15 protein-coding genes and 1 tRNA gene are annotated in these 25,506 nt (G+C 60.4%); 8 read left to right on the top strand and 8 right to left on the bottom strand.

Annotated features, from left to right (window positions below):
- Positions 1-45: 45 nt before the first annotated feature.
- Positions 46-1,995: a dynamin family protein gene (locus tag HMPREF2712_RS06130; RefSeq protein WP_070819514.1), complete on the bottom strand. Its 1,950-nt coding sequence runs from the start codon at positions 1,993-1,995 to the stop codon at positions 46-48.
- A gap of 640 nt (positions 1,996-2,635) precedes the next feature.
- Between HMPREF2712_RS06130 and HMPREF2712_RS06125 the strand changes: the two genes are divergently transcribed.
- The 7 genes from HMPREF2712_RS06125 (at position 2,636) to epsC (ending at position 10,311) form a co-directional block, all read left to right on the top strand.
- A complete protein-coding gene (locus HMPREF2712_RS06125; protein WP_246828682.1) occupies positions 2,636-3,457 on the top strand; it encodes a DUF6318 family protein in 822 nt (273 codons plus the stop codon).
- 268 nt (positions 3,458-3,725) lie between these two features.
- On the top strand, positions 3,726-4,919 hold the full coding sequence (locus tag HMPREF2712_RS06120; protein WP_049362992.1) for a DUF6318 family protein: 1,194 nt from the start codon (positions 3,726-3,728) through the stop codon (positions 4,917-4,919).
- A 284-nt stretch (positions 4,920-5,203) separates the two neighbouring features.
- Complete coding sequence (locus tag HMPREF2712_RS06115) at positions 5,204-6,046, top strand: DUF6318 family protein (protein WP_070819512.1); 843 nt, start codon at positions 5,204-5,206, stop codon at positions 6,044-6,046.
- 106 nt (positions 6,047-6,152) lie between these two features.
- Positions 6,153-7,142, top strand: a complete 990-nt coding sequence (locus HMPREF2712_RS06110; RefSeq protein ID WP_070819511.1) for a DUF6318 family protein — start codon at positions 6,153-6,155, stop codon at positions 7,140-7,142.
- 113 nt (positions 7,143-7,255) lie between these two features.
- Entirely contained in the window at positions 7,256-8,032 is a 777-nt protein-coding gene (locus HMPREF2712_RS06105) for a DUF6318 family protein (RefSeq protein ID WP_070819510.1), read from the top strand.
- A gap of 401 nt (positions 8,033-8,433) precedes the next feature.
- Positions 8,434-9,369 (top strand): cysteine synthase A, encoded by a 936-nt coding sequence (gene cysK / locus HMPREF2712_RS06100; protein WP_049327751.1) that lies wholly within the window; start codon positions 8,434-8,436, stop codon positions 9,367-9,369.
- Positions 9,370-9,726: 357 nt separating this feature from the next.
- Complete coding sequence (gene epsC, locus HMPREF2712_RS06095; RefSeq protein ID WP_070629419.1) at positions 9,727-10,311, top strand: serine O-acetyltransferase EpsC; 585 nt, start codon at positions 9,727-9,729, stop codon at positions 10,309-10,311.
- Between the two features lie 233 nt (positions 10,312-10,544).
- Here epsC and gndA read toward each other — a convergent pair whose 3' ends face one another.
- Positions 10,545-12,017, bottom strand: coding sequence for an NADP-dependent phosphogluconate dehydrogenase (gndA, locus tag HMPREF2712_RS06090; protein WP_049352776.1), 1,473 nt, complete (start codon positions 12,015-12,017; stop codon positions 10,545-10,547).
- Positions 12,018-12,170: 153 nt separating this feature from the next.
- Positions 12,171-12,246, bottom strand: a tRNA-Val gene (locus HMPREF2712_RS06085).
- Positions 12,247-12,727: 481 nt separating this feature from the next.
- On the opposite strand from HMPREF2712_RS06085, the gene aceE reads away from it, so the two are divergent.
- On the top strand, positions 12,728-15,460 hold the full coding sequence (aceE, locus tag HMPREF2712_RS06080) for a pyruvate dehydrogenase (acetyl-transferring), homodimeric type (protein ID WP_070615992.1): 2,733 nt from the start codon (positions 12,728-12,730) through the stop codon (positions 15,458-15,460).
- A gap of 83 nt (positions 15,461-15,543) precedes the next feature.
- On the opposite strand, the gene HMPREF2712_RS08940 is transcribed toward aceE, so the two are convergent.
- The 5 genes from HMPREF2712_RS08940 to HMPREF2712_RS06060 all read right to left on the bottom strand — a co-directional run bounded on the left by HMPREF2712_RS08940 (position 15,544) and on the right by HMPREF2712_RS06060 (position 25,292).
- Positions 15,544-16,410, bottom strand: coding sequence for a hypothetical protein (locus tag HMPREF2712_RS08940; protein WP_070615994.1), 867 nt, complete (start codon positions 16,408-16,410; stop codon positions 15,544-15,546).
- A 680-nt stretch (positions 16,411-17,090) separates the two neighbouring features.
- Positions 17,091-21,413 carry a non-ribosomal peptide synthetase gene (locus HMPREF2712_RS06075; protein WP_210398929.1) on the bottom strand — a complete coding sequence of 1,441 codons (4,323 nt, stop codon included), beginning with the start codon at positions 21,411-21,413 and terminating at the stop codon, positions 17,091-17,093.
- Between the two features lie 256 nt (positions 21,414-21,669).
- A complete protein-coding gene (locus tag HMPREF2712_RS06070) occupies positions 21,670-21,897 on the bottom strand; it encodes a phosphopantetheine-binding protein (RefSeq protein ID WP_005507422.1) in 228 nt (75 codons plus the stop codon).
- Positions 21,898-21,935: 38 nt separating this feature from the next.
- Positions 21,936-23,636, bottom strand: coding sequence for a (2,3-dihydroxybenzoyl)adenylate synthase (locus HMPREF2712_RS06065; protein ID WP_070614914.1), 1,701 nt, complete (start codon positions 23,634-23,636; stop codon positions 21,936-21,938).
- Between the two features lie 267 nt (positions 23,637-23,903).
- Entirely contained in the window at positions 23,904-25,292 is a 1,389-nt protein-coding gene (locus tag HMPREF2712_RS06060) for an enterochelin esterase domain-containing protein (protein WP_070614916.1), read from the bottom strand.
- Between the last annotated feature and the right edge of the window lie 214 nt (positions 25,293-25,506).

Below are 25,506 nucleotides of genomic sequence, written 5' to 3'. Positions count from 1 at the left end.
TGCGTTTTTCTTCGTCTGTGGTGCGGGGTGCCTGTCCGGAGTGGTTTAGCGGGCAACCGTGCCGTTGGTGTGGGCTGCGGCTTGGCGCTGTGTGGTTTGACTCTGGGCGCTCATTTCTGCGGCGATGTTCTGCACCTGTTCGGCGGCACGGTGAATGTCCTCGGCATCAGCCTGCGGGTCGGTTTCTTCGAGTACCACGGTGAAGGGCTGAGCGTGCTCGGTGAGCAGATCCGCCATGCGTTCGAGCAGGTCGGTGCGGGCGCGGGTTGCCATGCGGCGCACCGCGTCTTCACCGAAGATGGACTCGAGCAGTTTGGTGCCGACCACGCCGCTACCGCCGGCAATACCTGCCTCAATACCGGTAATGCCGCCGGTGAGGCTGAACGCGGCGACCATGAGCATCACGGCGGTGGCGTTCACACCCAGGGAGAGGAAGCGGGCGCGTTTGCGCTTGTCGGCGCCTTCTTCGCGAATCATTTCGAGCACGGAGCCCTGCCAGAGGCGAATCTGTTCGGCAACGGCTGCGGAGAAGATGTCTTCGGCGGACTGCACTTCGCCCTTCGCTTCGTTGCCCTTCGCCTCGCCGTTTGCGCCTGCGTTCTGTTCGGGCGCCGCGGCGGAGGCCGTCTGCGGCGCAACAGAAACAGCCTGCGGCGCATCAAGGCGCGCCAGCAGGGAGCGTCCGGCGCGGCTGGCACGCCAGCGGGTGCGGGTGTTTTCGGAGGCGCGGGCGGCCGCATCCAGCACGACGGCGTGGATGCCGCTTTCGAGGGCGTCTTCTACCTTCTGGGCGGCGGCGGGCTGACCTCGCAGGGCGGAGCTGACGCGGTCGCGCAGGCGACCGATGGTGCTGTCGAGGGAGCGGAAGAAGTCGCCGGTTCCCACGAAGTCGTGCCAGCGCGAGAGCACTTCACCGCGTAGCAGCGAGCCGTCGGAGAGCGCCCCGTCAATGGTGGTCAGCGCGTCCTCGTATTCTTCGGCGGCGATGGTGGCAAGCGACTGGTGCGCCGCCTGCTGGCGTGCCTGTTCGGCGGCGAGCACCTGCAGGTTACCGGCGAGGGTTTCGACGGCACCGGCGAGGGTCTGCCGGGCGATGGCGGCGCGGGCAGGTGCGTCGGCGCCGAGTTCGCGGATCCACAGGGTCAGCGGGGCGAGGCTGACAGGTGCGAGCATGCCGCTTTCGTCGCGCGGCTGTTCGGTGACGGTGTGAATCAGTACGGCGTGGATTCCAGCTTCGTCGAGCATGCGTCGCAGGTCGTTTTCGATGGCTTCTTCGTCACCTTCGGGCACACGGTTGAGCACCACGGCGATGGCGATGGAGCGTGCGGCTGCTTCGTGGAGCAGTTCCCAGGGCACGGCGTCGGCGTAGCGGTTGGCGGTGGTGACGAAGAGCCACAGGTCTGCGGCGGAGAGCAGTTCCTTGGCGAGGGTGCGGTTTTCCTCGGAGACGGAGTCGATATCGGGTGCGTCAATGAGCGCGATGCCCTGCGGTAGCGCCGAGGTAGTAATAGGAATGAGGGCGCGCGCAATCTTCGGGTCGAGGCCGGGTAGTGCCTGCGATCCGGCGTTCATGCCGGAGGTACGGGTGCGCGGCAGGGTGGGCAGGAAGCGTTCGGGTGACAGCGCCGCTTCGTCTTCTGCGCGGTGCAGGAGTACGGGGTGGCGGGTGGTGGGTCGAATCGCGCCGGACTGGGTGAGCGGTTCGCCGAGCAGAGTGTTGACGAGGGTGGATTTGCCGGCGCCGGTGGAGCCTCCGACCACGATGGTGAGGGGGTTGTCGACGCTGGCACTGCGCGGCAGGATGTAGTCGTCAAGTTGGCGTGCCATGGCGGCGAGCAGGGTGCGCGCGGTGGCGGTGCCGTGCTCGGCGGTGCCGTCGTGGGTGACGGTGTAGGGGGTGCCAGGGGTTTCGCCGGCTTCTACGTCGAGCGGGAGGGGGATTCGAGTGAGCAGTTCGCGAGCTGCTTTGAGCTGCGCATAGTCGGTGGTAGTCACAGCGCTATTGTCCCATAGGGTGCACCTGCTTCATGCCATGTGTGGGCGTTGCGGTGGGCGCGTTACGGCTACGGGTTGTTTGGGGGCCCATATTGAGGTGTTTTTGATAGGTGTTTGGACAACCTGAAGAGGTTGAGATACTACTTGCACACTGGGTGCAACAACTCCAATTTATGATTTACTCACAAGAAGAATAGGTTAGAAAATCCTTGATTTTCCGCAGGAAATTAGCACATTTCAATGCGGTTATCCGGAACACATTGGTACGTTTTATAACCTGCATAAAGCGGGCAAATATTAAGATTTGATAACTTTTTACCTTTAAGCGCAGATATGGTTATTTTGAATCTGAAAGTACGCTTAGAATCATTGAGCACGACAACCAGGCAGGTCATAACCCACACCGATTCCTTCAGGCGGCTTCTGGCCTGCCCTTTCTATCGCATCCGTACTCACTGCGGTATGCCACACCCCTCGGGAACGCTCACCGACCCCTCACACAACTGCAATCAACTGCCGTTGAGGTTCACTGCATCCGAGCTACCCATTACTGCCTGCCCGTCTTTACTCTTGCGAAAGGTTGCGTATGTTCGGTTCGCTGTCACGTCGCCATCTTCTTGCTCTTTCTTCCGGAGCAGCATTGAGTGCACTCGCAAGCGCTTGCAGCCCCAGCGCAGTTTCTCGCCCTCAACCACTCGCTAACCCTTCCCCTACTAAGGCTGCTCCTCAGAGCCCCCAGACCAAATCTGCGACCACCACGCGCAGCATCACCTACGCCGAGCCTCTGCCCACATCGGCTCTGGATGGTCGCGGCCCGGCTCTTCTGCCGGATCAGTTCTTTGAGCGTTCCGGAAATTTCTCAAACGGCACCCTGAGCCATCGAGCCGTCAATGTCCCCCGCCCCACCATGCCCCCGGAAGCTAAAGAGCGCACTGTCGAGGGCCTGCACGCCTTCCTGCAGTACTGGGGTGCGGCGCAGAACTATATGCTCCTCACTGGTGACACCGATCCCTTCATGGATTTGCCCGGCCAGGAGCACTTTAGTCAGATGGCGCAGATGTACCGCGATATCTACCGCTACAACATTGGCTGGCTGGTCTCTAAGAACAACCACCCCATGTGCATTAACCTGAGCTCCCCTCAGCCGGTGCCCGCTACCGAGCAGGACGTCTACTGTTGGAAGGCGACTCTGAAGGTGGACGAGAACGCGTTCCTGTTCAACCATGAGACCCGTCAGCGTGAGCAGCTCACCGGTATCTACGGCAGCAATCAGAAGGCGGATGCGTACGTCTACTTTGGTGAAGAGGGCTGGCAGATGCTGGAGGATCCGAACTCTTCCCCAAGTGCTACCGCTACCCCTGCGGCTACCGCTGAACCGTCCGCGAATATTCCGAGTGCGCACCCGACCCCGAATGAGAGCACCTCTTCTAAGGCGACTCGTTATATTCGAGGCTCAGCCTAAAGCTTCTTTACATCCGTGCCTCAAAGAACCCGTCATATTGGGTGATATGAGGCACGGATGAGAGCTTTTATTTGTGTGCCACGCGTGAAATCTATAGGCTAGGGCTAGATGAGGTCCGCCCATTTTCGCCTCAATACGCGTCTACCCGCCCTGCGGGTGACTGTTTCGCGCCCTCCTGTAGGGGCGTGATGTTAGGCTGAGAATTAGAGCGTGAGCTCTTCACTTATCACCGATACTTCCGCATCACAGCACATTCAAGGGGATCACTATGATTCACAGCCGCCGCCACTTTATTGCGCTTACGGGCACCGCCGCCCTGGGTGCGATGCTTGCCGCTTGCGGTTCCAAAAAGACTGAGGAGGCGACTGCCTCCCCCACTGCTTCCGCTTCGATTGCGGGTGCCTACGACAATCTGTCGGGCGAGCTGAAGTGGACTAAGTACATTGCGGGCAACGGTGCGGCCCCGATGAGCAGCACCGACCCGGAAACCGGTCAGGTGTACACGATTGAGCCGACTGCCGGCCCGGCAAGCGTTGATTCTAAGGCGAGTGCCGTGCCCATCCCGATTGAGGATGAGAGCATGTACGACAAGAACGCCCGCGGTCTGCGCGCCACTTTCGCGTATTTTGCGGCGGCGGTGAACTATGCCCGCATGACCGGTGACCCGGGTCCTGCTCTGCAGGTGGTTCAGGCGCAGAACTCTACCGACCGTGCGGCGCTGGAGAAGCTGCGCGTGTTCTACGCGACCGGTACGAACTGGCTGGTGGGCGGCGAGTGGACGTTCCGTCTGACCGATAAGCAGCCGACGACCCGCGGCACGAAGTATTCGTGGGCGTGCACCGTGACTCAGGCACACGGCATGCGGGTTGAGAAGGCAACCAATACGACCAAGCCTCTGGAGGACACTGAGGCCCCGGAGATTAAGGCTCTGTACGCTGAGTACGATGAGGAGGCGAAGCGCTGGGTCGTGATTTCGCCTCAGCAGTACGATCCTGCGTTGGCTCCGAAGCCGACTCAGACTCCGCGCGCGCATCCTTCCTCGACCTATACCCCGACGGTGACTGATGACAGCACCGTGGCGGCTAATGCTGGTGCGAATGCCGGCGCGAATACTTCGGGTAACGGCGCGCCTCAGGGCACTGCTCAGAATGGTGCCGCGCAGAACGGTGGTGCGCAGGCTCCTGCCGCCCAGAATGGTGCAGGTCAGGGCGGTTCCCGTCAGTACACTGGTTCTCAGAATGGTGGTGCCGATCAGGGTTCTGCTGGTCAGGGTGGCGCGGCTCAGGCTCCTCAGCCTGCCGCTACCCAGGCGCCTGTGGCTACCGCTCCCGCGCAGCCCGTGGCGACTCAGCCTGCAGCTGCGACGGCTCAGCCGACCGTAGCGCCCGGTGCCCCCGATGCGGGCGGTGCTGCTGGCGGCGCTGAGGCACCTGCCGGTGTTCCCGGTGAGGGCGCCCAGTAGCCCCTAGAGACCGAGTAGCCCCTCCCCCTATAGACGATGAACGCGTCCCCTCTTTCACCCCATCCGGTGCGATACTCCCGCTGGTTCCACTGAGTTCCTAGTCACGGTAAGTTCGCTGATGGGCGGCATATCACGCTCGTTTGAGCGCTGGTACGCACGGGTGTGAAGGCGGGGGCGCGTTATACTTAGGACTGTCTCTAGAGGGATGTCCGCGTGTGATATCCGCTCGTCGAGGCGTTCTCTCACTCGTCTCTCACCTGAGATTCTCACTCGAAAGGTATTCCGTGGCGCTTTTCCCCATGACCTCCGGGCTTCCCAGTTCCACTACCGGCATCAGCCGCCGTTCTGCTCTGCGTTATGCGGGTGCGGGCGTTGCGGGCGTGTCTTTGAGCGCCCTGCTGGTTGCGTGCGGCGGTGGTTCTTCTTCTAGCGAGAACGCTGATGCGGATACCCCTCAGATTTCCCCTTCGGCTTCTTCGCGCACTGATTTTAGCGGCGAGGTCACCTTCGATAACTATGAGAAGAAGGGCACTTTCGTTCCGGCGACCGAGTCTGCTCCCGCGCAGAACGTGCCGTTCCCTAAGCGTCCGGCGAGCGCATCGGAGAACTCGGTGCAGGGTCTGTACGATTCGATTGCGTTCGTGTATGCGGCGATTAACTACCTGGTGCTGACCGGTGATGCGGCTCCGCTGCGTGAGTCAAAGGCTGATGAGAAGTTCGTTGCGTCGTTCTCGTCGTTTATGGATGAGTCGAATGAGAGCTCGCAGAATCGTGACTGGTATGTGTCGCCGAAGGTGACCATGTCTGCGTTCACTGCTGTTCCTGCTCTGGTGAAGAAGAGTGTGCAGTGGACTTTTGATTTGGTGATTGATTTGGGGCCGACCGTGGTGATTGACGGTGCTCCCGCGGAGATGTCTGAGAAGGTGCGCCGCACTGAGCGTGGCTTGGTGGTTACCGGTGTGCGCCACGATAATGATTGGACTTTGACTATTCAGGATGAGTATGAGGCACAGGCTTCGGCTCAGCCTAAGAATGGTGGCGCTAACGGTGGTGGCACTAACGATGGTAATGCTGACAATTCCGGTAACTCCGGTAATGACGGCAATTCTAATGGTGACAACCTTTAAGCCCTCAGATGGATGAGGCATCATGCCCTAACTCGCACTCGGGTTAGGGCATGATCTGTTTTACTCTGGTAGTAACGAGCTTTCCTGGATTCAAGGTTTTTCTCTTATGTCTTCTTTTTCTCAGTCTTTCTCTCGCCGCTCTCTGCTGCGTCTGGGCGTGAGGGCTTCTGCTGTTGCCGGTTCGGCGGCGCTGTTGAGCGCTTGCGGTTCGGGTGGATCTAGCCAGCAGTCTGGTTCTCAGGGTGGTAGCCTGAACGGTTCGAAGTCGAGCGCTAACCCGAACGGATACAGTGATGATGGTAAGAACTATTCGGGTCTGGTGGAGTACACCCACTATGAGGGTGCGGTGAATTATGAGCAGGGCACGGTAGAGCATCCGCCGCGTAATGCTCCGAAGCCGAAGGTGACTGATGCTCTGTCGGCGAATACGGTGACGGGTTTCCATGAGGCGATTGCTTATTTTGCGGCGGCTATGGATTATCTGGTGAAGACCGGTAGCACGGATGCGTTCTCGACCGGTATTCAGCTGTCGTCGAAGACTCGCTCTGAGGTGGATGCTCTGTCGGCTTCGATTCTGGCTGGTGTGGAGAAGGGTTCCTGGTATGTGAACCCGTCGGCTTCTTATACTTTGGCGAGTGCTCAGCCGTCGATTATGAGTGATGGCAACCTGCTGTTTAAGGGCCGGTACACTCTGGACTTTGGTGCAGAGGCGGTGGCTGAGGGCAAGATTCAGCCAGTGGTTGCCTCGGCGAGCGCTTCGGCTTCTGCTGAGCCTACTGAGCCTTCTGAGGATGCGCTGGTGTCTGACGCGGCGTCCCCGAGTGCTACTGCTACTGCGGCGGGTCCTGCTTCTCAGGTGACGGTTCAGGAGTGCGATTTCCGCGGCCGCTACCACGCTGATTCTAAGATGTGGGAGCTGAGCGTGGCGTACGGTGCTACTGTTCAGGGTGCCGCCACCCAGGGAGGCGCTACTCAGGGCGGTGCGTCCACCGCGAGTGCTGCGGCGTCTGGCGCGGCATCCGGTTCGGCTTCTGCTTCTGCCGCCGCTTCTGCGGAGGCTTCCGCTGAGGCGTCCGCCACCTCCGCGGCGTCATAGTTCGTCATAACGCTTTTGTGTGCGAGGCGCTTCTCACGCTTCGTTCGACTCTGTATCCTGTTGGGTTTGCGGCTAAACTGGTTGCAATCACCGACTGACTGAAAGGTATCACTATGTCCGAGAACCTGACCCGCCGCGCGGCGCTGGGTGTGCTGGGCGTCAGCTCTATGGCTTTGCTGGCGGCTTGTGGCTCTAAGGCTACTTCTGAGGCGTCTGCTTCCGCTTCTGGCTCTGAGAGCGCTTCTGCTGCTGCTGCTGAGTCTGCTACCGCTTCGCCCTCTGCTTCTGCATCGGCGTCTGCTTCCCCGTCCGCTTCTGCGTCGGCTTCGGCTACTGCGACGAACTCTCCGCTGCCCAACGACAATAAGGATTACAGCGGCGTAGCGAAGCTGGAGAAGATGGAGGATCACGGCGAGTACCAGCCGGGTAACGCTGAGCACCCGCCGCAGAATGTTCCTTCCCCGATCGTTCCGGAGGCTATGCACCAGAATTCGGTGGCTGGCTTTGCGGCGGCTCTGGCGTACTTCGGTGCGGCATTTGAGTACCTGCTGCGTACCGGCGATATGCACTACATGAACGAGGTCAGCACCGACCAGGAGACCCTGGCGGCGATGAAGAAGTACGCGGACTCCACCAAGGCCGGTATTGATGAGAAGAAGACCTGGTACGTGAACCCGACCGCTACCCTGACTATTGGTACTAAGCAGCCGGTTCTGGCTCAGGGCGCGTACAACTGGACCGTGACTCTGAACGTTGATCTAGGTGAGAAGCTGTTCAAGGACGGCAAGGAGCAGACCGTGGCGGCTGATAAGCGTCACGTGAAGATGTTCGGTGAGGCTGTTGGCCGCTACCTGAACAACAAGTGGGACCTTCACATGGACATCAACTAGTCCTCTGAGGCTGGTTCTCTCCCCCGCTTTTAGCGTTGTGCCATCTCAGGATGCGGTTTTTCACTGTTTTTTCCATTGATGGCAATAAAATTTGTGGCTCCAGCTTGCGGTGAACAGAGTTCATCACTACTCTTATATACAGAGGTTGTCTTTTGGGCTACATAATGTTTCTAGAGAGCGCCGCACATTCATCATCCTTTGTCGAGAAAGGGTTTGTGCGGCGCTTTTCTGTACCCTCTTTCTGAACCTCGTCACTTGAGGTTTTTCTCTGGCATTATTACGAACTGTGACCGCAGGTTTAAACCTACTGCCGGTGAGTAGTAGAGTTGCCACGTAACCGATTATTCATCGTGGAGACCCCGTCGCGGCTGGCCTCCCCCAAGCTCGTGAAGGAGCACCCCATGGCAAAGATTCTCAACAGCATTGTTGAAGCAACCGGCCAGACCCCCCTGGTTAAGCTGAACCGACTGGACGAGGGTCTTCCCGGTAACGTAGCGGTCAAGCTTGAATTCTACAATCCCGCTGGTTCGGTTAAGGACCGTATCGGCCGCGCCATCATTGACGCTGCTGAGAAGTCGGGTGAGCTGAAGCCCGGCGGCACCATTGTTGAGGGCACCTCCGGTAACACCGGTATTGCGCTTGCTATGGTGGGTGCTGCTCGCGGTTACCGCGTGATCCTGACCATGCCGGAGACCATGTCTGCTGAGCGTCGCGTGCTGCTGCGCGCTTACGGTGCTCAGATTGTGCTGACCCCCGGTACCGAGGGTATGCGCGGCGCTGTGGAGAAGGCTAAGGAAATCGTTGCGACCACCGAGAACGCTATCCTGGCGTCCCAGTTCTCCAACGAGGCGAACCCCACCATTCACTACAACACCACCGGCCCCGAGATTTGGGAAGCAACCGACGGTAAGGTCGACATCTTCGTGGCGGGTATTGGCACCGGCGGCACCATCTCCGGTACCGGTAAGTACCTGAAGGAGCAGAACCCGGACGTGAAGGTTGTTGCGGTTGAGCCGAAGGACTCCCCGCTGCTCTCCGAGGGTCGCGTTGGCCCCCACAAGATTCAGGGCCTGGGCGCTAACTTCGTTCCCGACACCCTGGACCGCGGCATCTACGATTCCGTGACCCCGGTCAGCGCTGAGGATGCTATGCGCACCTCCCGCCTGCTGGCTACCCAGGAAGGTATTCTGGGCGGTATTTCTTCCGGTGCGGCTGTGTGGGCTGCTCTGGAGGAAGCTAAGAAGTCTGAGAACAAGGACAAGCTGATCGTGGCTATCGTTCCCGACTTCGGTGAGCGTTACATCTCTACCGCTCTGTACGAGGATATCCGCGGCTAATTGAGCTTCTGAGCCCCCGCTATCGGAGGCGTCAGGTTTATAGTGCTACGCCCCGTCTGCCGGTTGCATACACGGCGGGCGGGGCGTTTCTATGCCCTCTGCGAAATGGAGACTCTGCCAATCGGAGACTTTGCGAGCTGAGACACCGGGGCGGGCTCGTGTTGCCTTCCATCTTACGGCTCTTTTCCGCCTGCTCCCTATGTATCTGTGCCATGTATCCGCGCGGTTGAGCAGTGATACGGGCGGGTGCGTCCATCATATTGCTGATTGCGGTGGGAATAGCCGAAAGGGCCCCGTTGTTGGTACCTTTGGAAAGGTCGCATACACAGAGCACGACCGATGAGGGAAAGGGAACCCATGAGTTTTATTGCGCGTCTGCGTGAAGATATTGAGAACGTCCGCCAGCACGACCCTGCTGCGCGCGGTGCTATCGAGATTGCGCTGAACTATTCGGGTATGCACGCCATTTGGGTTCACCGTCTGACCCATAAGCTCTGGCAGAAGGATGAGACGAAGGCTCTGGCTCGTACTCTCTCGCAGTTTGCTCGTTTTCTGACCGGTGTGGAGATTCACCCCGGCGCGACCATTGGCCGCCGTTTCTTCATTGATCACGGCATGGGCATTGTCATTGGTGAGACCGCTGAGGTTGGTGACGACGTGATGCTGTACCACGGCGTGACCCTGGGCGGTCGCTCTCTGGAGAAGGTGAAGCGTCACCCCACCATTGGTGACCGCGTGACCATTGGTGCCGGTGCAAAGGTGCTGGGCCCGGTGGTTATTGGTGCCGATAGCGCTATTGGCGCGAACGCTGTGGTAGTCAACGATCACCCGGCTGATTCGATTATTACCGGTATTCCGGCGAAGCACCGCCCGCGTACCCCGGAGAAGAAGAAGCCGCTGGTGGACGCTGTGGAGTATATTGACCCCGCCATGTGGATTTAGCGCTTAGCAAGCGTTTTGAGGCGGTAGAGGCGCACCTGGCGGCTCCTCACTAGGCTCTAGGCTCTGTTGGCCTTCTCCCCTGCTATGCCCCCCTCAAGATACCCCTGAGATACCTCTGAGGCATCTCGGGGGTGCCCCTTCAAGACATAACGAACAAGACATAACGAAAGCCCGCCTTCGGCTGGATGAGAATCCAACCGAAGGCGGGCTTTTACATATTCAGCTACGTAAGCTTAGTGAACGTGAATGTCCGCTGCGTTCACCTCGGAACGGTCACCGCTCCACATGGTGTGGAAGGCGCCCTCTTCGTCAATACGACCGTAGGTGTGTGCACCGAAGAAGTCACGCTGACCCTGAATCAGGGATGCGGGCAGGCGGTCGCGGCGCAGGCCGTCGTAGTAGGACAGTGCGGAAGCGAACACCGGCACGGGGATGCCCAGTGCGGTCGCCTTAGCCACCACGCGACGCCAGGAAGGAACGAGCTCCTCCATGAGGTTCTTGAAGGCCGGTGCCAGCAGCATGTTTGCGGGTGCTTCGCCTGCGTAGGCAGCCATGATGTCGCCCAGCAGCTCGGCGCGGATGATGCAGCCTGCACGCCACAGCGATGCGATGGTGTCCAGCTTCAGGTCCCAACCGTATTCCTTGCCTGCGCGGGTGAGCAGGTCCATGCCCTGTGCGTACGCAACGAGCTTGGATGCGAAGAGTGCACGGCGCACATCCTCAACGAACTCGGGGTCGCCTGCACCGATGCCGGTGGTTGCAATCAGGCCTGCGGGCAGTTCGCGCTGTGCCTGCTCGCGCTGCTCACGCTCAGAGGAGGAGAGGGCGCGTGCGAACACGGACTCAGCGATAGCGGAGACGGGGGAACCGAGGTCCAGGCCAGCCTTAGCGGTCCACAGGCCGGTACCCTTCTGGCCAGCTGCGTCAACGATAACGTCGACCAGGGGCTTGCCGGTCTTTGCGTCTACCTGTGCGAGCACCTCAGCGGTGATTTCGATCAGGTAGGAGCTCAGGTCGCCTTCGTTCCAGGTCTTGAAGATTTCTGCCTGCTGTGCCGGCTCAATGCCTGCGATGGAGCGCAGAATGTCGTAAGCTTCGCCGATAACCTGCATATCGGCGTACTCGATACCGTTGTGGACCATCTTCACGAAGTGGCCCGCACCGTCGGTGGAAATCCATGCGCAACAGGGTGCACCGTCCTGGGGTGCCTTCGCTGCAATCTTCTCGAGCATGGGGCCGAGGTGCTTGTAGGACTCTGCGGAACCGCCGGGCATCATGGAGGGGCCCCAGAGAGCGCCCTCTTCGCCGCCGGAGACGCCAACGCCTACGAAGTGCAGGCCCTTTTCAGCCAGGGCGTGCTCGCGACGGATGGTGTCGGGGAAGTGGGAGTTACCGCCGTCAATAATGATGTCGCCCTCATCGAGCATGGGGGTGAGCTGCTCGATAACAGCGTCGACGGGTGCGCCCGCCTTGACCATAATCAGGATGCGGCGGGGAGACTCGAGGGAGTCGACGAGTTCCTGCAGGGACTCGGTGCGGATGAAGTCGCCGTCTGCGCCGTGCTCAGCCAGCAGTGCGTCGGTCTTCTCTACGGAACGGTTGTGCAGTGCCACGGTGTAGCCGTTACGTGCCAGGTTGCGGGCGAGGTTTGCGCCCATGACAGCAAGGCCGGTGACACCAATCTGTGCCTTCTTGTTTTCAGTCATGTATATAAGGATACGCGCTGAGGGCAGGCTATATATAGGTGGAGTGCACTTTTATGCTCTGAAGAGTCGCCCTTCTCACTCTTGGAGAAATATAGCGCGTGGAGAAAGTGCTTAGAACGGAAAAACCCCGGTACCTTGCGGTACCGGGGTAATTGGTGGGTCCTACCGGGATCGAACCGATGACATCCACGGTGTAAACGTGGCGCTCTACCAGCTGAGCTAAAGACCCGTAGTTCTCACTGTTTCGTTTGACGACCCAGTGGCGAACACAAGAAAAAACTATACGGGCTTTCGATATGACATGCAAATCCACGGAGCGTGTTCTATGTCTCAGTATTTTTTTCCTTTTCCCACTGCACCCCACACCAAGCCACACCAAGCCATAGTTGACACTCTCCCCTCAGATGGGTCGCACCCCCTCGTTCCGCGCCATTCCGCCAACCCCACCATTCCGCGCCATTTAGGTGCAAAAAGACCCTAACTAGTACTTTTGATGCGTATTTTTCCCACCCAGATAGTCACAATACGAAACCCACACCACAAAAACCCTCATTTGAGACCAAGAGCCCCAGCTTTAGGTCTAAGATAGTAGAGATAAGAAGCGATGTGGGTCTTACGGACCTATAGCGCTTAAACACAAAGATTGTTCGACAACGCAACATCGCGGGGCGGGCGATCTCACAACCGCACAGAAGAGAGGTTGGATTAGTTTGGCTAACGTACCGAACGAGCACTCCCTGAGCACCCTTCTCGATGGCTTCAAGGACATCGACGTAGAAGAGACCCAGGAGTGGGCCGAGTCCCTCGAGGACCTTATCAAGACTCACGGCACCGAGCGTGCAGAGTACATCCTTCGCGCACTGCTCAAGGAGGCTGGCGCAAAGGGCGTTAAGGTCCCGACTCTGGTCAAGACCGACTACATCAACACCATCCCCGTCGACCAGCAGCCCGAGTACCCCGGTGATGAGGAACTCGAGCGCCAGTACCGTGCATGGATTCGTTGGAACGCAGCAATCATGGTTCAGCGTGCCCAGAAGAAGGGCATCGGCGTTGGCGGTCACATCTCCACCTTCGCAGGTGTGGCTGACCTCTACGAAATGGGCCAGAACCACTTCTTCCGCGGCCGTAACCACCCCGGTGGCGGTGACCAGGTCTTCTTCCAGGGTCACTCCTCCCCCGGTGTCTACTCCCGCGCATTCGTTGAGGGCGTCCTGACCGAAGAGCAGATGGACGGCTTCCGCCAGGAGAAGACCAAGGGCGCAAACGGTATTCCTTCGTACCCGCACCCCCGTTGCATGCCCGAGTTCTGGCAGTTCCCGACCGTTTCCATGGGTCTGGGCCCCCTGAACGCTATCCACCAGGCATCCTTCAACAAGTACCTGCACAACCACAAGATCAAGGACACCTCCGAGCAGCACGTCTGGGCATTCCTGGGCGACGGCGAGATGGACGAGCCCGAGTCGCGTGGTGCACTGCAGCTGGCTGCAAACGAGCACCTGGACAACCTGACCTTCGTCGTCAACTGCAACCTGCAGCGTCTGGACGGCCCCGTTCGCGGTAACGGCAAGATCGTTCAGGAGCTCGAGGCATTCTTCCGCGGCGCAGGCTGGCACGTCATCAAGGTCCTGTGGGGCTCCGACTACGACGAGCTGCTCAAGAAGGACAAGAGCGGCAAGCTCATCCAGCTGATGAACGAGACCCTCGACGGTGACTACCAGACCTTCCGTGGCGAAGACGGTGGCTACATCCGCGAGCACTTCTTCGGCAAGTACCCCGAAACCAAGGAACTCGTTGCAGACCTGACCGACGAGCAGATCTTCAACCTGCGCCTGGGTGGCCACGACGACAAGAAGCTCTACGCAGCCTACAAGGAAGCTATGGAGACCAAGGGCAAGCCCACCGTCATCCTGGCACAGTCCATTAAGGGTGCGGAGCTCGGCCCCTACTTCGAGGCACGTAACTCCACCCACCAGATCAAGAAGTTCACCATGGAAGCACTGAAGGGCTTCCGTGACCACCTGAACATCCCCATCTCCGACGAGGAGCTGGAGAAGGATCTGTACAACCCGCCGTACTACCTGCCCGAGGCAAACCACCCGGCACTGCAGTACATGCAGGCACGCCGCAAGGAACTCGGCGGTTACATCCCCGGCCGTGCAAACACCCAGCCTGAGATTATCCTGCCCGAGTCCAAGGTCTACGCACAGACCAAGAAGGGCTCCGGCAAGCAGACCGCTGCTACCACCATGGCGTTCGTCCGCCTGATGAAGGACCTCATGCGCGTGAAGGGCTTCGGTCACCGTATCGCTCCCATCACCCCCGATGAGGCACGTACCTTCGGTATGGACTCCTTCTTCCCCTCGGCTAAGCTGTACAACCCCAACGGTCAGAACTACGTGCCCGTTGACCACCAGCTCATGCTCACCTACACCGAGTCCCCCGAGGGCCAGATCGTTCACGTGGGTATTAACGAGGCAGGCGCAACCGCTGCGTTCATCGCACTGGGCTCCTCCTACGACACCCACGGCGAGCCGATGATCCCGATTTACATCTTCTACTCGATGTTCGGCTTCCAGCGCACTGGCGACGGCTTCTGGGCTGCTGCCGACCAGCTGTGCCGCGGCTTCGTCATCGGTGCAACCGCAGGTCGTACCACCCTGTCCGGTGAGGGTCTGCAGCACAACGATGGCCACTCCCCGATTCTGGCGTCCACCAACCCGGCGTTCAAGATCTACGACCCGGCTTACGGCTACGAGATCGCTCACATCGTGGAGCGCGGTATCGAGCAGATGTACGGTACCAAGGACGAAGACCACAACGTCATGTACTACCTGACCGTGTACAACGAGCCGATTCACCAGCCTGCTGAGCCGGCAAACGTTGACGTTGAGGGCATCATCAAGGGTATCCACAAGATTAGCGAGTCCCCGCTGACCTCCGGCCCCAAGGCACAGCTGCTGGCATCCGGCGTTGCTGTTCCGTGGGCTGAGAAGGCTCAGAAGCTGCTGGCTGAGGACTGGGGCGTCTCCGCAGACCTCTGGTCTGTCACCTCGTGGACCGAGCTGCGCCGCGACGGCATTGCCGCTGAGGAAGAGGCTCTGCTGAACCCGAACCAGCCCGCTCGCGTTCCTTACGTGACCCAGAAGCTGGCAGGCGCTGCTGGCCCGATCGTCGCGACCACCGACTTCGCTTCGGATGTTCCCGACCAGATCCGCCAGTTCGTTCCGAACGACTTCGCAACCCTGGGTGCTGACGGCTTCGGCTTCGCAGACACCCGCCCGGGTGCACGTCGCTTCTTCCACATCGATGCAGAGTCGGTTGTTGTCCGCACCCTGCAGATGCTGGCAAAGCGCGGCGAGGTTGCAGCAGACGTTCCCGCGAAGGCATTCGCTAAGTACGACCTGCTCAACGTGAACGCTAACTCCGAGCTGGAGCAGCACTAAGCATTTAGCGGTAGAACCTCGGTTCTGCGTTAGACGCTAAACGATGCCCCCGGTTGATGATTCATCAACCGGGGGCATTATATTTATTGGTTTTTGAGAACCCACTCTTTATATCGGAGATTAACTTCTGATAGCTGCTTTCGCTGTTCTTCTAGTTTTGTTTCATTATCCCGGATGAGCGGTTTTTGATACGAAGCTACAAGATTAGCAAGACCTTGAGCCATTCCTGTATCTTTACTGCATTGTGCTTCAATGACGCTGAGTCGAATTTCTTCTTCTGATGCCGGGGCATTATTATCACCGCTAGCACGGGTTGCATTTGATAGTTCTTTTGTACCCCATTCTTCGTCGCCTTTTCGTGGCGTTAGACCTTTATCCGATAGGCATTTCCACCATGCTTCACGGTATTTTTTCCATTCAGGATGATTCATGGCAGCTGCATAGGATTCGCCGTGGATTCGACGATAGGCTTCTGTGAGGCCACTTTGCTCTTCGAGGCTGATGCCCGCGATCTCTTTCAACGTGGCTAAGATTTCAGGCATGCACTGTTCCATGATTTTTGTGTCATAGCCCCCGGATGATGGTGCATTCCCTCGCTTGTAGTTTCCATATTTGGCGGCGTATTCGGGGTTCCAGAGGCCAAACTCGCGACCGGACGAAAAGAATTTCCTATCTTCTACATCCGGGATATATATTTCATAGGATTGGCCGTGTTTTGCGAAACAGCGCTGCCTGAGAATTTCCAAGGCTCGAGTGTAATACTGGGAATTTTCATCTAAAAGGTCATTGTATTCTTCGAGTGGAGTAATGATTTGGTTGTTTTTATAGTCTAGAGTTGCTTGGGCTGTTTCATCACGTTCTAGTTGCGGGCCTGTAGAACAGGATGTGCAGGCTAACGTGAATGCAAACGTTATAGCCATTGCGGGTTGAAAGAATTTCTTGAGGTTCATAATTCTCCCTCCTTAATTGGATAAAGAATATGCGGTAGTAAAGAAAGCTGGGTTATGCTCTGGCGATAATCACCATGTAGTGCCCAGTAATACGGGTGCTTAGGGAATCAGTTGTCTATGCTAAGCCCTATGCTGAACCAAAGTTCAAGCAGGACTTCGGGCATGGGGGAATACCTACTAGTTTGGGAGCGCACCCATGACGAAAGGATCAAGCCGCTATGTGCAGACAATACACAGGGGGGTCTGCAGCGTCATGACTACTAGGAGAATGTTCTAGAGCTTCATCGTAAACTCCTAGTGTTTTGAGAAGGATATCCTTCTGCATGAGTGAGATACGTTTCAAGACCTGGTGTATGCCGAGTCGTTCTCTTAGATACAATCCCAATCTATGTAATCGGAATCATATTTAAGAGGTGGCTTCAATCTAGCACTCATTAAGGAGTCTTTTCAAGCAACAAATGAGTCATGTGTCACAAAATTTAAGAGTGTATGTGTATAATAAGGTCTGTAAAATTTGGCATTTTGCGCCATTTGTGTACCGATAATTTTTTACACAAATCTTTTATATGACTAAAATCACCTAAAAGATACTCTTTATGATAAGAACACGCATGCATGTTTTAACCGATGTAGCCCGGAGGTAACGACTATTACCTCCGGGCTACATCAGTTATAGAGGGTTAGCCGGCGAAGTGGGCGGTCACCTCCGCCAGACGCGTCGGATTCACCAGGTCAGGGTGCGTACCCTCCAGCAGCACCGAACGGAACGACGAGGCATGCGCCGACCAACCCGCCGCATCCAAATACGGCTGATCCTCATGCGGCACACCCACCAGCAACACATCACCATCAAAGAACGCCTGCTCAGCACCACGCATCAACGCCGCCGAAGCACGCATACTACCCAAGCACACGCCCAACTTCTCCTCCGGTAGGTAACCCATCGCCGAACCCGCCCGCTGCAAACGCTCCAACGTACCCGGCAGATCAAGCCGCTCATCAGCGGCAGGCTCCGGCAAACCGCCCATACGCAGCAGCGCACGGAAGCTCTCCTGCTCATCCGGCGCAGGCACGCCCTGCCACTGCTCCGAAGGATACGCATCCAACAGGATGACGCGCTCAACCTGCGCACCCGCAGCCTGCGCCAAAGCCGCCACCTGCACCGCGGCAGTACCGCCCACAGACCAGCCCATCAACGCAAAACGACGCGGCAACGAACGCTCCGACAGGGTCTTCTCAATCAGCTTCAGGTAGCCCTCAGCCAGCTCCTGCAGGCTCGACGCAAACCCGGCATGCGGGTCAGAGAACACCTCAGCCTGCAAAGCATACACACCCTGCTGAGCCGGAAGATGCGAAAGGTACCCTGCATAACACCAGCCCAAACCACCCGCAGGCGGCAGAATAAACAGCGGCGCGGGGGCATCGGTAGCGTCATGCGCGGTAGGTTGTTCTCGCAGCGGCAGAACCGGCGCGAACTCCGCACCCTCGCCGCGCTCGCCCGCAATGGACGCCGCCAAAGCCTGCACGGTCGGATGTGCAAAAAGCGCACCGATGCTCACGCTCAGACCCAGCTGTTCCTCAACCGCGGCAATCACCTCAAGAGCCGCCAGCGAATGACCGCCCGAGGCGAAGAAATCCTCGTCCACGCCGAAACGCTCACGACCCAGCACACCGGCAATAATCGAGCACAGCTGCTGCTCCAGCAGACCGTGCGGGCCCTCAGCATCAGAAGTCTGCGGGGTCAGGTCCAGGGACGCCAACAGCTTGCGATCCGCCTTACCGGAGGGGCTCACCGGCAGAGCAGGCAGGGTGTGCCACAGGGTCGGAACCATGTAGTCCGGCAGAACCTGCGCACAATGCTCGCGCGCCGCCTCCACCAGCTGCTCGGCACGCTCAGCGGGCACGTCGCCGACCTCCAGCACCGCCGCCAGGGCAGGCTCACGCAGGCCGCGGTACAGCAGAGCCACCGAAGCGCTCACGCCCTCAACTGCGGCAAGAGCCATCTCAATATCGCCCAACTCCAGGCGCTGACCGCGCACCTTAATCTGGTAGTCCGTGCGGCCACGGTAACCGATGACGGCGCGGCCGTCGGGAAGAATCTCCCAGCACGCCAGGTCGCCCGTACGGTACAGGCGCTGGCTCTCACCGTTCAGCAGCGCGAGCGCACCGGCAGGAGCCTGCTCCACGAAAGCCGCTGCGGTCGCCTGCGGGTTGTTCTTGTAGCCGCGCGCCAGCTGCACGCCCGACAGGTGCAGCTCACCCGTCACACCCACCGGCACGGGGTGGCCGGTCGGGTCAAGAATCAGGGTTCCGGTGTTCCAGACCGGCTCGCCAATGGGCACGCTCTCGCGCTGCGGGTCGGTGGAGGTCTCCCAGAAGGTCACGTCCACCGCCGCCTCGGTCGGGCCGTACAGGTTCAGCGGGTACACGCCCAGAACCTCGCCCGCAGCCTGCACCTGGTCCTTCTGCAGCGCCTCACCCGAGCAGACCACATAGCGCAGGGGTTGCTCTCGACCCTGACCGAAGCCGGCATCAGCCAGGATGCGGCGCGCCGCCGGTGAAGAGGTCAGCGCCGACAGCATGGTCGGCACAAAGTGCACCGCCGTGACGGACTGCTCGGCAATCACGCGCGACAGGTAGGCGGGGTCGCGGTGTCCCTCCGGGGCGGCAATGACCACGGCGGCGCCCTCGGCGAGAGGCCAGTACAGCTCCCACACATGCACGTCAAAGGAGATGGGGGTCTTGTGCAGAACGCGGTCGCCCTCCCCCACCGGAATCTGGTGCTGCTGCCAGCGCAGGCGGTTATCAATCGCGCGGTGGCTGATGGCAACGCCCTTAGGCCTGCCCGTGGAGCCGGAGGTGAAGAGCACGTAAGCGTCCTCGTCCAGGCCGGTTTTCATGCCCGGAAGCTCCTCTGCGGCGGGTGCCGAGGAGGGAGCCCGGGTGGGTTCCTCTGCGCTCAGTAGGGGCAGAGTATGCTGCGGCAGGTTCGCGTGACGCGCAGGCTCCTGCGGGTTCAGCTCCTGCGCGCTCAACGGATGCAGACCGGGGCCGTGCAGCAGCAAGGAACATTCGGCGTCCTCCATCATCACGCCCACACGCTCGGCGGGCAGATCTGGAAGCACCGGCACGTAGGTGGCGCCAGCGTACAGCAGGGCGTACAGCGCCACGTACTGCTCGGCGCCGCGGTGCACACGCAGACCCACCGCATCGGAAGGGCGAACGCCCCAATCCAGCAGCTGCGCGGCAAGCGCACGGGCGCGCTCGTCCAGTTCGGCATAGGTGAGGGCGCGGTCAAAAGCGTAGGCGCGCTCCGACTCGGGGGTGAGCACCTCACCGGGCGCGGGGGCAGAATCCAGCACCGCGAGCGCCTGCGGATGCGCCGCCACCGCGTCACGGAAGCGACCCAGCAGGGTCTTATACTCCATCGGATGCTCGGTAAGCGCCGGGGCGGTCAGCTCGCGCAGGGTCGCCAGTTCAGCCTCGGTCGCCAAGCCGAGATTGTTCAGGGAAGCGCCCTCGCGCTGCGCCTCCGCCGCGTAGGCGGGTAGCCACTCGCTCAGGCGCGCTACGTGATGTTCCAGCTCCTCAGCGGTGTAGAGCGCCGGGTTCATGTCAATCTCGCAGGAGATGCTGTTGCCGCGGCCGGGCATGCCGCGCAGGGTGAAGGTCGCGTCGGCAACGGGACCGGCAGAGATATTGTGGATGCGCGCGGTCGGTACCGGGGCTCCGGACCCGCCCTTGGAGGGAGCCGCCAGCGGCAGCACCGCGTCAAAGGGCACCACGTTAATCTGCGCACCAAACAGCCTGGACTGGGCGTTACGCGCGGTACGCTCGAGGTCTTCCTGACGAGCCAGCGGATGCTCCGCGTTGCGGGCGTACTGTTCCTTCACCGAGTGCAGGGACTCCGCGATGGGGCCGGTCGCCGCAACCTGCACCGGCAGCACGTTCACCGCGGTACAGCCGGTCTGCGCGCTCGCCGTGCCCAGGGCGCGGGTCGACTCCGGCAGGGTGCGGGCGAACATGCGGTTCATCTGCGGCACGCCGAATGAAGCCTGCGGGTAGCCGCCCACACGCGCCAGGTACGAGCCGACGGCGGCAGTCGCTAGCACGGGCCAGGAGACGGCGTGCTGCTTTGCCGCATCCAGTAGAGCCTGCTGGGTGGGCGTATCAATGCTGAACGCCACGCGCACAGACTGCGCCGACGGGGAGGCGGTACGACCCGCCAGGGAGGTGTCTTCCTGCTCCAGGGCGCCGCTCGACTCCCAGAAGGCGACGTCTTCGTCACGGGCGGTGGAGGCGGCATCGTCGGCGTCGAGCAGCTGCTGCAGGCTCATGCGGCGGGTTGCCGGAACCGACTGACCGGCGGACAGGGCGCGGTATATCGCCGCCACGCGGGAGAGGCCGTTGAACGCGGCGAATCCGTCGGCAACCACGTGGGAGAAGGAATGGTACACCCAGAGGAACCCGCCATAACGCGCCACTGCGCTGCGCACGGTCACGCCCTCATCGGTGGTAAGGGGCTGGGCGAGCAGGCGCTGCGCCCAGGCGCGTACCGGCGCGGGCAAATCAGAGTCAGGCAGGGCTGATTCGGGCAGGTCAGAGGCGTTCTCCTCCCCCGCCTCGGCGGTGTCGCTCAGCTCGTCCTCATCCACGAGCAGGTCAATGCCCGCGAGGAACGCCTCAAGCGGAAGAATCTGCTGGGAGGCGGCACCATCGGCAATGCGGGTGCGCACGCGGAAGCCCTCGTTCTCACGGTAGAGCTGCTCAAAAGCCTCACGCAGCAGAGTGAGGTCGGTGTCTGCGGGGCATTGCAGAACCTCCGCGGTGTTGTAGCAGGGGTTTGTCGGGTCAATCGCGGCGGCAAAATAGATGCCGCGCGCGTTAGTGGTCAGCGGCAGCCAGGGGCTGTCAGCGCTGTGCTGTGCGGAGGGGTTCGCGGCGGTGCGAAGGTCGGAAGCAGTCCCGAAGCTAGCGGGTGCGGTAGTATCAGCTACGCCCATGATGGCCTCTCAAAGGTCTGGATTAGGGGTCTGGATTAGGGATGATATGCGGTGTGTTAAAGGTAGGTGTGAAAGGTAGGCTACTGCCCCGCCGCTTCACGCTGACAGAAGTGCGCTGGCAGAAGTGCACTGACAAGGGTAAACGCAGCTACACAACACGGCGTAAAACCGGCGCACAGAAAAACGAGGCGAGTAGCAAACACCCCGGGCACCCGCCTGCATTCGCGGCAGGCGGGCACTCGGGGTGCGGTAACGCTTAGCCCAGGCGGGAGGCGATGAACTCCACGGTCGGGTTCTCCACCAGCTCGGTAAACTCAATCACGGCGCCCTCAGCGGCAAGGTCGTCGAGCAGGGCGAATGCGCCCATAGAGTCCATGCCTAGGGAGAACAGGTCGGTGGTCGGCTCGTCAAAAGCGGTCTGCAGGGAGTCGGGCTCGACGATGTACTTCTCCATGATGGGGCGCAGGGTCTCAAATGCGGACATTTTTCTCCTCAATAGGGGTAGGAATAAGGGCGTACGGTTTAGCCGAAAATTTCGGCAAGCTTGGCGCGCAGCTCGCGGCGGGAAATCTTACCCACGTTCGTGGTGGGCAGCTCCTGCAGAACCTGCACGCGCTCCGGGATCTTGAAGTCGGCGAGCTTCTTCGAGGTGAAGAACTCGTGCATCGTGCGGCGCGGGTTTTCGCCCAGGTCAGCGCCTTCCTTCGGCACAATGACCAGGCCCACGCGCTCGCCCACAGTCTCATCCGGGATACCCAGAACCACGGCGTCAAAAACGTCGGGGTGGGTCAGCGCCAGCTCTTCGATTTCGTCCACGGCAATCTTCTCGCCGTTGCGGTTAATCTGGTCCTTCGCGCGGCCGGTCACCTCAAGGTACTTGCCTGCAACCAGTCGCACAATGTCGCCGGTGCGGTAGAAGCCGTCCTCGGTGAAGCCGTAACGGTTCGCGTTCTCCTCCAGGTAGTAGCCGCGAATCGTGTACGGACCGCGGGTGAGCAGGTGACCGCTCTCGCCGCGCTTCACCGGCTGATCCTGATCATCAACAATCAGAATTTCGTCGTCGGGGCTGATCGGGTAGCCCTGGGTCCTCAGGCGCAGCTCAATCATGTCGGTCGAGCGGGTGTAGTTCACCAGGCCCTCAGCCATGCCGAACACCTGCTGAACGGTGCAGCCGAGCACCGACTCAATCTTGCCCGCAACCGCCGGAGCCAGCTTCGAACCGCCCACCTGCAGGGTCTGCAGAGACGGCAGGGACACGCCGCGCTTCTCCGCGGAGGCGACCCACGCCTGAGCCAGCGGCGGCACCAGCGCGGAGGTGGTCACACCCTCCATCTCAATGAGGTGGAACGCAGTCTGCGGGGACGGATCCGCCGCGAACACCAGCTTGCCGGAGGCGCACATGACGCCCAGAATACCGGGCGAGCTCATCGTGAAGTTGTGCGCGGCGGGCAGCACCACGAGCATGGTCGTGTTGTTGTTCAGCTTGCAGATGTCGACCGAGCCGCGCACCGAGTACAGGTAGGCGGCGTGGGTGCGAGGAATCAGCTTCGAAATGCCGGTCGTACCGCCGGAGAGCTGCAGGAACGCCACCTGCTCGCTCGCGCGCAGGTTCTCGGTGTTCTGAATGACACCGGGCACGAACTCTTCAGCGAGCTCCTCTTCGGTCAGCGGGGTCAGCGGCTCCGCAACGTCAATAGCGACCGGCGGCTCCAGGGAGTTCTTGCGCAGCTCGGCGGCAACGTCCTCGTGCAGGGCGGCGAAATCTGCGCCCGGGGTCAGCGAAGAGAACACGTGCGCCGCAGCGTCGGTCCGGGTCGCAAAGTGCACGAGCTCGGTGGTGCGGTGCTGCGGCAGGCAGAACACCGGCAGCGCAGCCGCCCAGAAAATACCCAGCAGGTACACCAGGTACTCGGCGGTGTTACCCAGCTGCAGCAGCACACGGTCACCGGGCTGCACGCCAGCCTGAACGAGGCGCGCCGCAGCGGCACGACCTGCCGCCTCCAGCTCACCGTAGGAGAGGCGAATCTGCTGAGGCTTGCCGTCCTCATCGAGCTGCGCGTGCGAGAGCGCCACCAGCGCCGGGAAGTGCGGCTTCGCGCGGCATGCATCTAGCAGGAACTCGGGGATGGTCTGGTCAATCCAGTAGCCGGCTTCGCGGTACTTCGCGGCAAAAGACTCGGGGATGAGCGGCGTGGGGGCCAGGGGGCTACGTTCTACGGTCATCTTCTCTCGATTTCTGTGTCGTTTGCGGTTTCTATAGCGCTCACGTGCTGCGTGCGTTCGCAGCGTGATGCCATCTCGTCAATGAGGGCGGGTGCGCAACCTACGTCGGGTACCCTTCGGCACCCCTCGCGGCGCGGTAGTGTTGCACTTCTCTTAGGCTGTACTTCTCTAGGATACGGGCGCGGCGGTGTTTACCCTAACAGGACCCCCGCACGCCCACCATGCGGGGTGTGCTCTACCCGTGCAGGATCCCTAGGCGACCTCTCGCTACTCCTCAGCTAAGCTCCGTTCGGCGCGCTCAGCCTCCCGGCGGGCAGCAATAATACGTTCCAACGCCGGCACAATCGCACCGCGCCAGCACGCATAATCGTGACCGCCGTTGAAGGTCGTGCAACGCGCATTCTTCAGGCCCAGCTTTTCCAGGCGCTCCTTCAGCTCGCGGTGAGGCGGTACCAGAACCCACTCCTGCTCCCCCACCTCAATCTCAAGGTAAAGGTGGCGCAGGCGGTCGATCTCACCCGCCGCTTCCAGCTCGTCCAGGCGGTCCATGACCTGCGGCTGCCACAGCGACGAAGACTGCGCGATCGCGCCGCCAAACGCCTCCGGGCGGCTCAGCACCGCCAGCAGGGAGGACAGCCCACCCAGCGACTGACCGTTAATCACAATGTTCTGCGGGTCGGTCTTAATACCGTGCACAGCCTCCAGGTGCGGGAACGCAATCTCCACCAGGTAGTCGGCAATCGGGTTGTCACCGTTCAGTTCCTTCCAGCGGTTCTCGCGACCGCCAGAGTGCAGGAAGAACACGTGCATCGCCGGAATACGGCCCGCCTCATGGGCGCGGTTGAGGGTCTGCTCCATGCCCTGGCTGAACCACATCTCACCGTCAAACTGGATGAACAGTGGCGCATCCGGGGCGGGATCCCCCACACGACCGAGCACGTACTGGTGACCGTCAGAGGTCTGCATCCACTCGGGGGCGGGCAGCGCGTCAATCTCTTCCTGAGTCAGGATGAACTCCTGCACCGGCGCGTGCTCAAGCTGCACCATACCCATGCAACGACCGATACGGTTGCACGCGGTCTCGGGGTTCAGCGGGTCGCCTTCTCCGGAGTCCAGGGCGGCGCGCAGGCGCACCTGGTCGTCATCGCCCAGCCAGGCGGGGCGCTCGCCGGGCAACGCCGGCAAGAAGTTGTAGGAGGCACGCCAGGTGGTTTCCATCTGCATGCTCAGCTGCCACCAACCAGTGCCCTCGATGCGGGCCATGAGGGAACGGTCGAGGTTCTTCTCATCGGTCAGGCGGTTGATGAACATGAGCACCTGCTCCGCCTGCTCGTTGTGGTACAGGAAGGTGACGATGCGTTCGTTCTCGCTGATGCTACCGTCTTCGCGGTGCACCGGCTCGATAATGGGGGTGCCTTCGGAGACGACCTCAACGATGCGGGCGTTCAGCTCTTCGGGGCTGACCGCCTCGGCGATAATGGCGCTGATGAGGGGGCTGTCCACGCGCGGTGCCGGTACGGGACGCGGGATCTTGGGAGGGGCCGGGCGCACGGTCGGCGCAACGGTACGCGGCTGCGCCGAAGTAGCCTGTTCAGAAGTGTTCTGGGCAGAAATACTCTGCGCGGGAACGGTCGCGGTGGGTTCGTGCTCGCCCAACGGTTCCTCCTTGGTCTGTGGAAACACTCAATCGGTGAGAATCGGTGAGGAGGCGCATTATCATTAGTTAGCCTCTACTACCTCACTCTATGGTATCCCTTACCCAAACTCCAGCCAAAGGGAAAAGCGAAAGAACCACAACATGACATTCATGACAGCGAGCGCGGGGTTCAAATGCAGGCCCCAACTGTAGGTCGCAAACAGTGCCCACCAC

Origin of the sequence: Rothia sp. HMSC064F07, assembly GCF_001837265.1 — a bacterium.
Lineage (GTDB): Bacteria > Actinomycetota > Actinomycetes > Actinomycetales > Micrococcaceae > Rothia > Rothia mucilaginosa.
Note: the sequence above shows the minus strand (reverse complement) of the source record. Positions and strands in the feature narration are given on the sequence as shown.

Excerpts from the sequence above, each read along its gene's own strand:
- HMPREF2712_RS06070 (WP_005507422.1), bottom strand. The coding sequence starts at position 21,897 with ATGTCCGCATTTGAGACCCTGCGCCCCATCATGGAGAAGTACATCGTC.
- HMPREF2712_RS06105 (WP_070819510.1), top strand. The coding sequence starts at position 7,256 with ATGTCCGAGAACCTGACCCGCCGCGCGGCGCTGGGTGTGCTGGGCGTC.
- HMPREF2712_RS06120 (WP_049362992.1), top strand. The coding sequence starts at position 3,726 with ATGATTCACAGCCGCCGCCACTTTATTGCGCTTACGGGCACCGCCGCC.
- epsC (WP_070629419.1), top strand. The coding sequence starts at position 9,727 with ATGAGTTTTATTGCGCGTCTGCGTGAAGATATTGAGAACGTCCGCCAG.
- HMPREF2712_RS06065 (WP_070614914.1), bottom strand. The coding sequence starts at position 23,636 with ATGACCGTAGAACGTAGCCCCCTGGCCCCCACGCCGCTCATCCCCGAG.
- HMPREF2712_RS06110 (WP_070819511.1), top strand. The coding sequence starts at position 6,153 with ATGTCTTCTTTTTCTCAGTCTTTCTCTCGCCGCTCTCTGCTGCGTCTG.
- HMPREF2712_RS08940 (WP_070615994.1), bottom strand. The coding sequence starts at position 16,410 with ATGAACCTCAAGAAATTCTTTCAACCCGCAATGGCTATAACGTTTGCA.
- gndA (WP_049352776.1), bottom strand. The coding sequence starts at position 12,017 with ATGACTGAAAACAAGAAGGCACAGATTGGTGTCACCGGCCTTGCTGTC.
- HMPREF2712_RS06075 (WP_210398929.1), bottom strand. The coding sequence starts at position 21,413 with ATGGGCGTAGCTGATACTACCGCACCCGCTAGCTTCGGGACTGCTTCC.
- cysK (WP_049327751.1), top strand. The coding sequence starts at position 8,434 with ATGGCAAAGATTCTCAACAGCATTGTTGAAGCAACCGGCCAGACCCCC.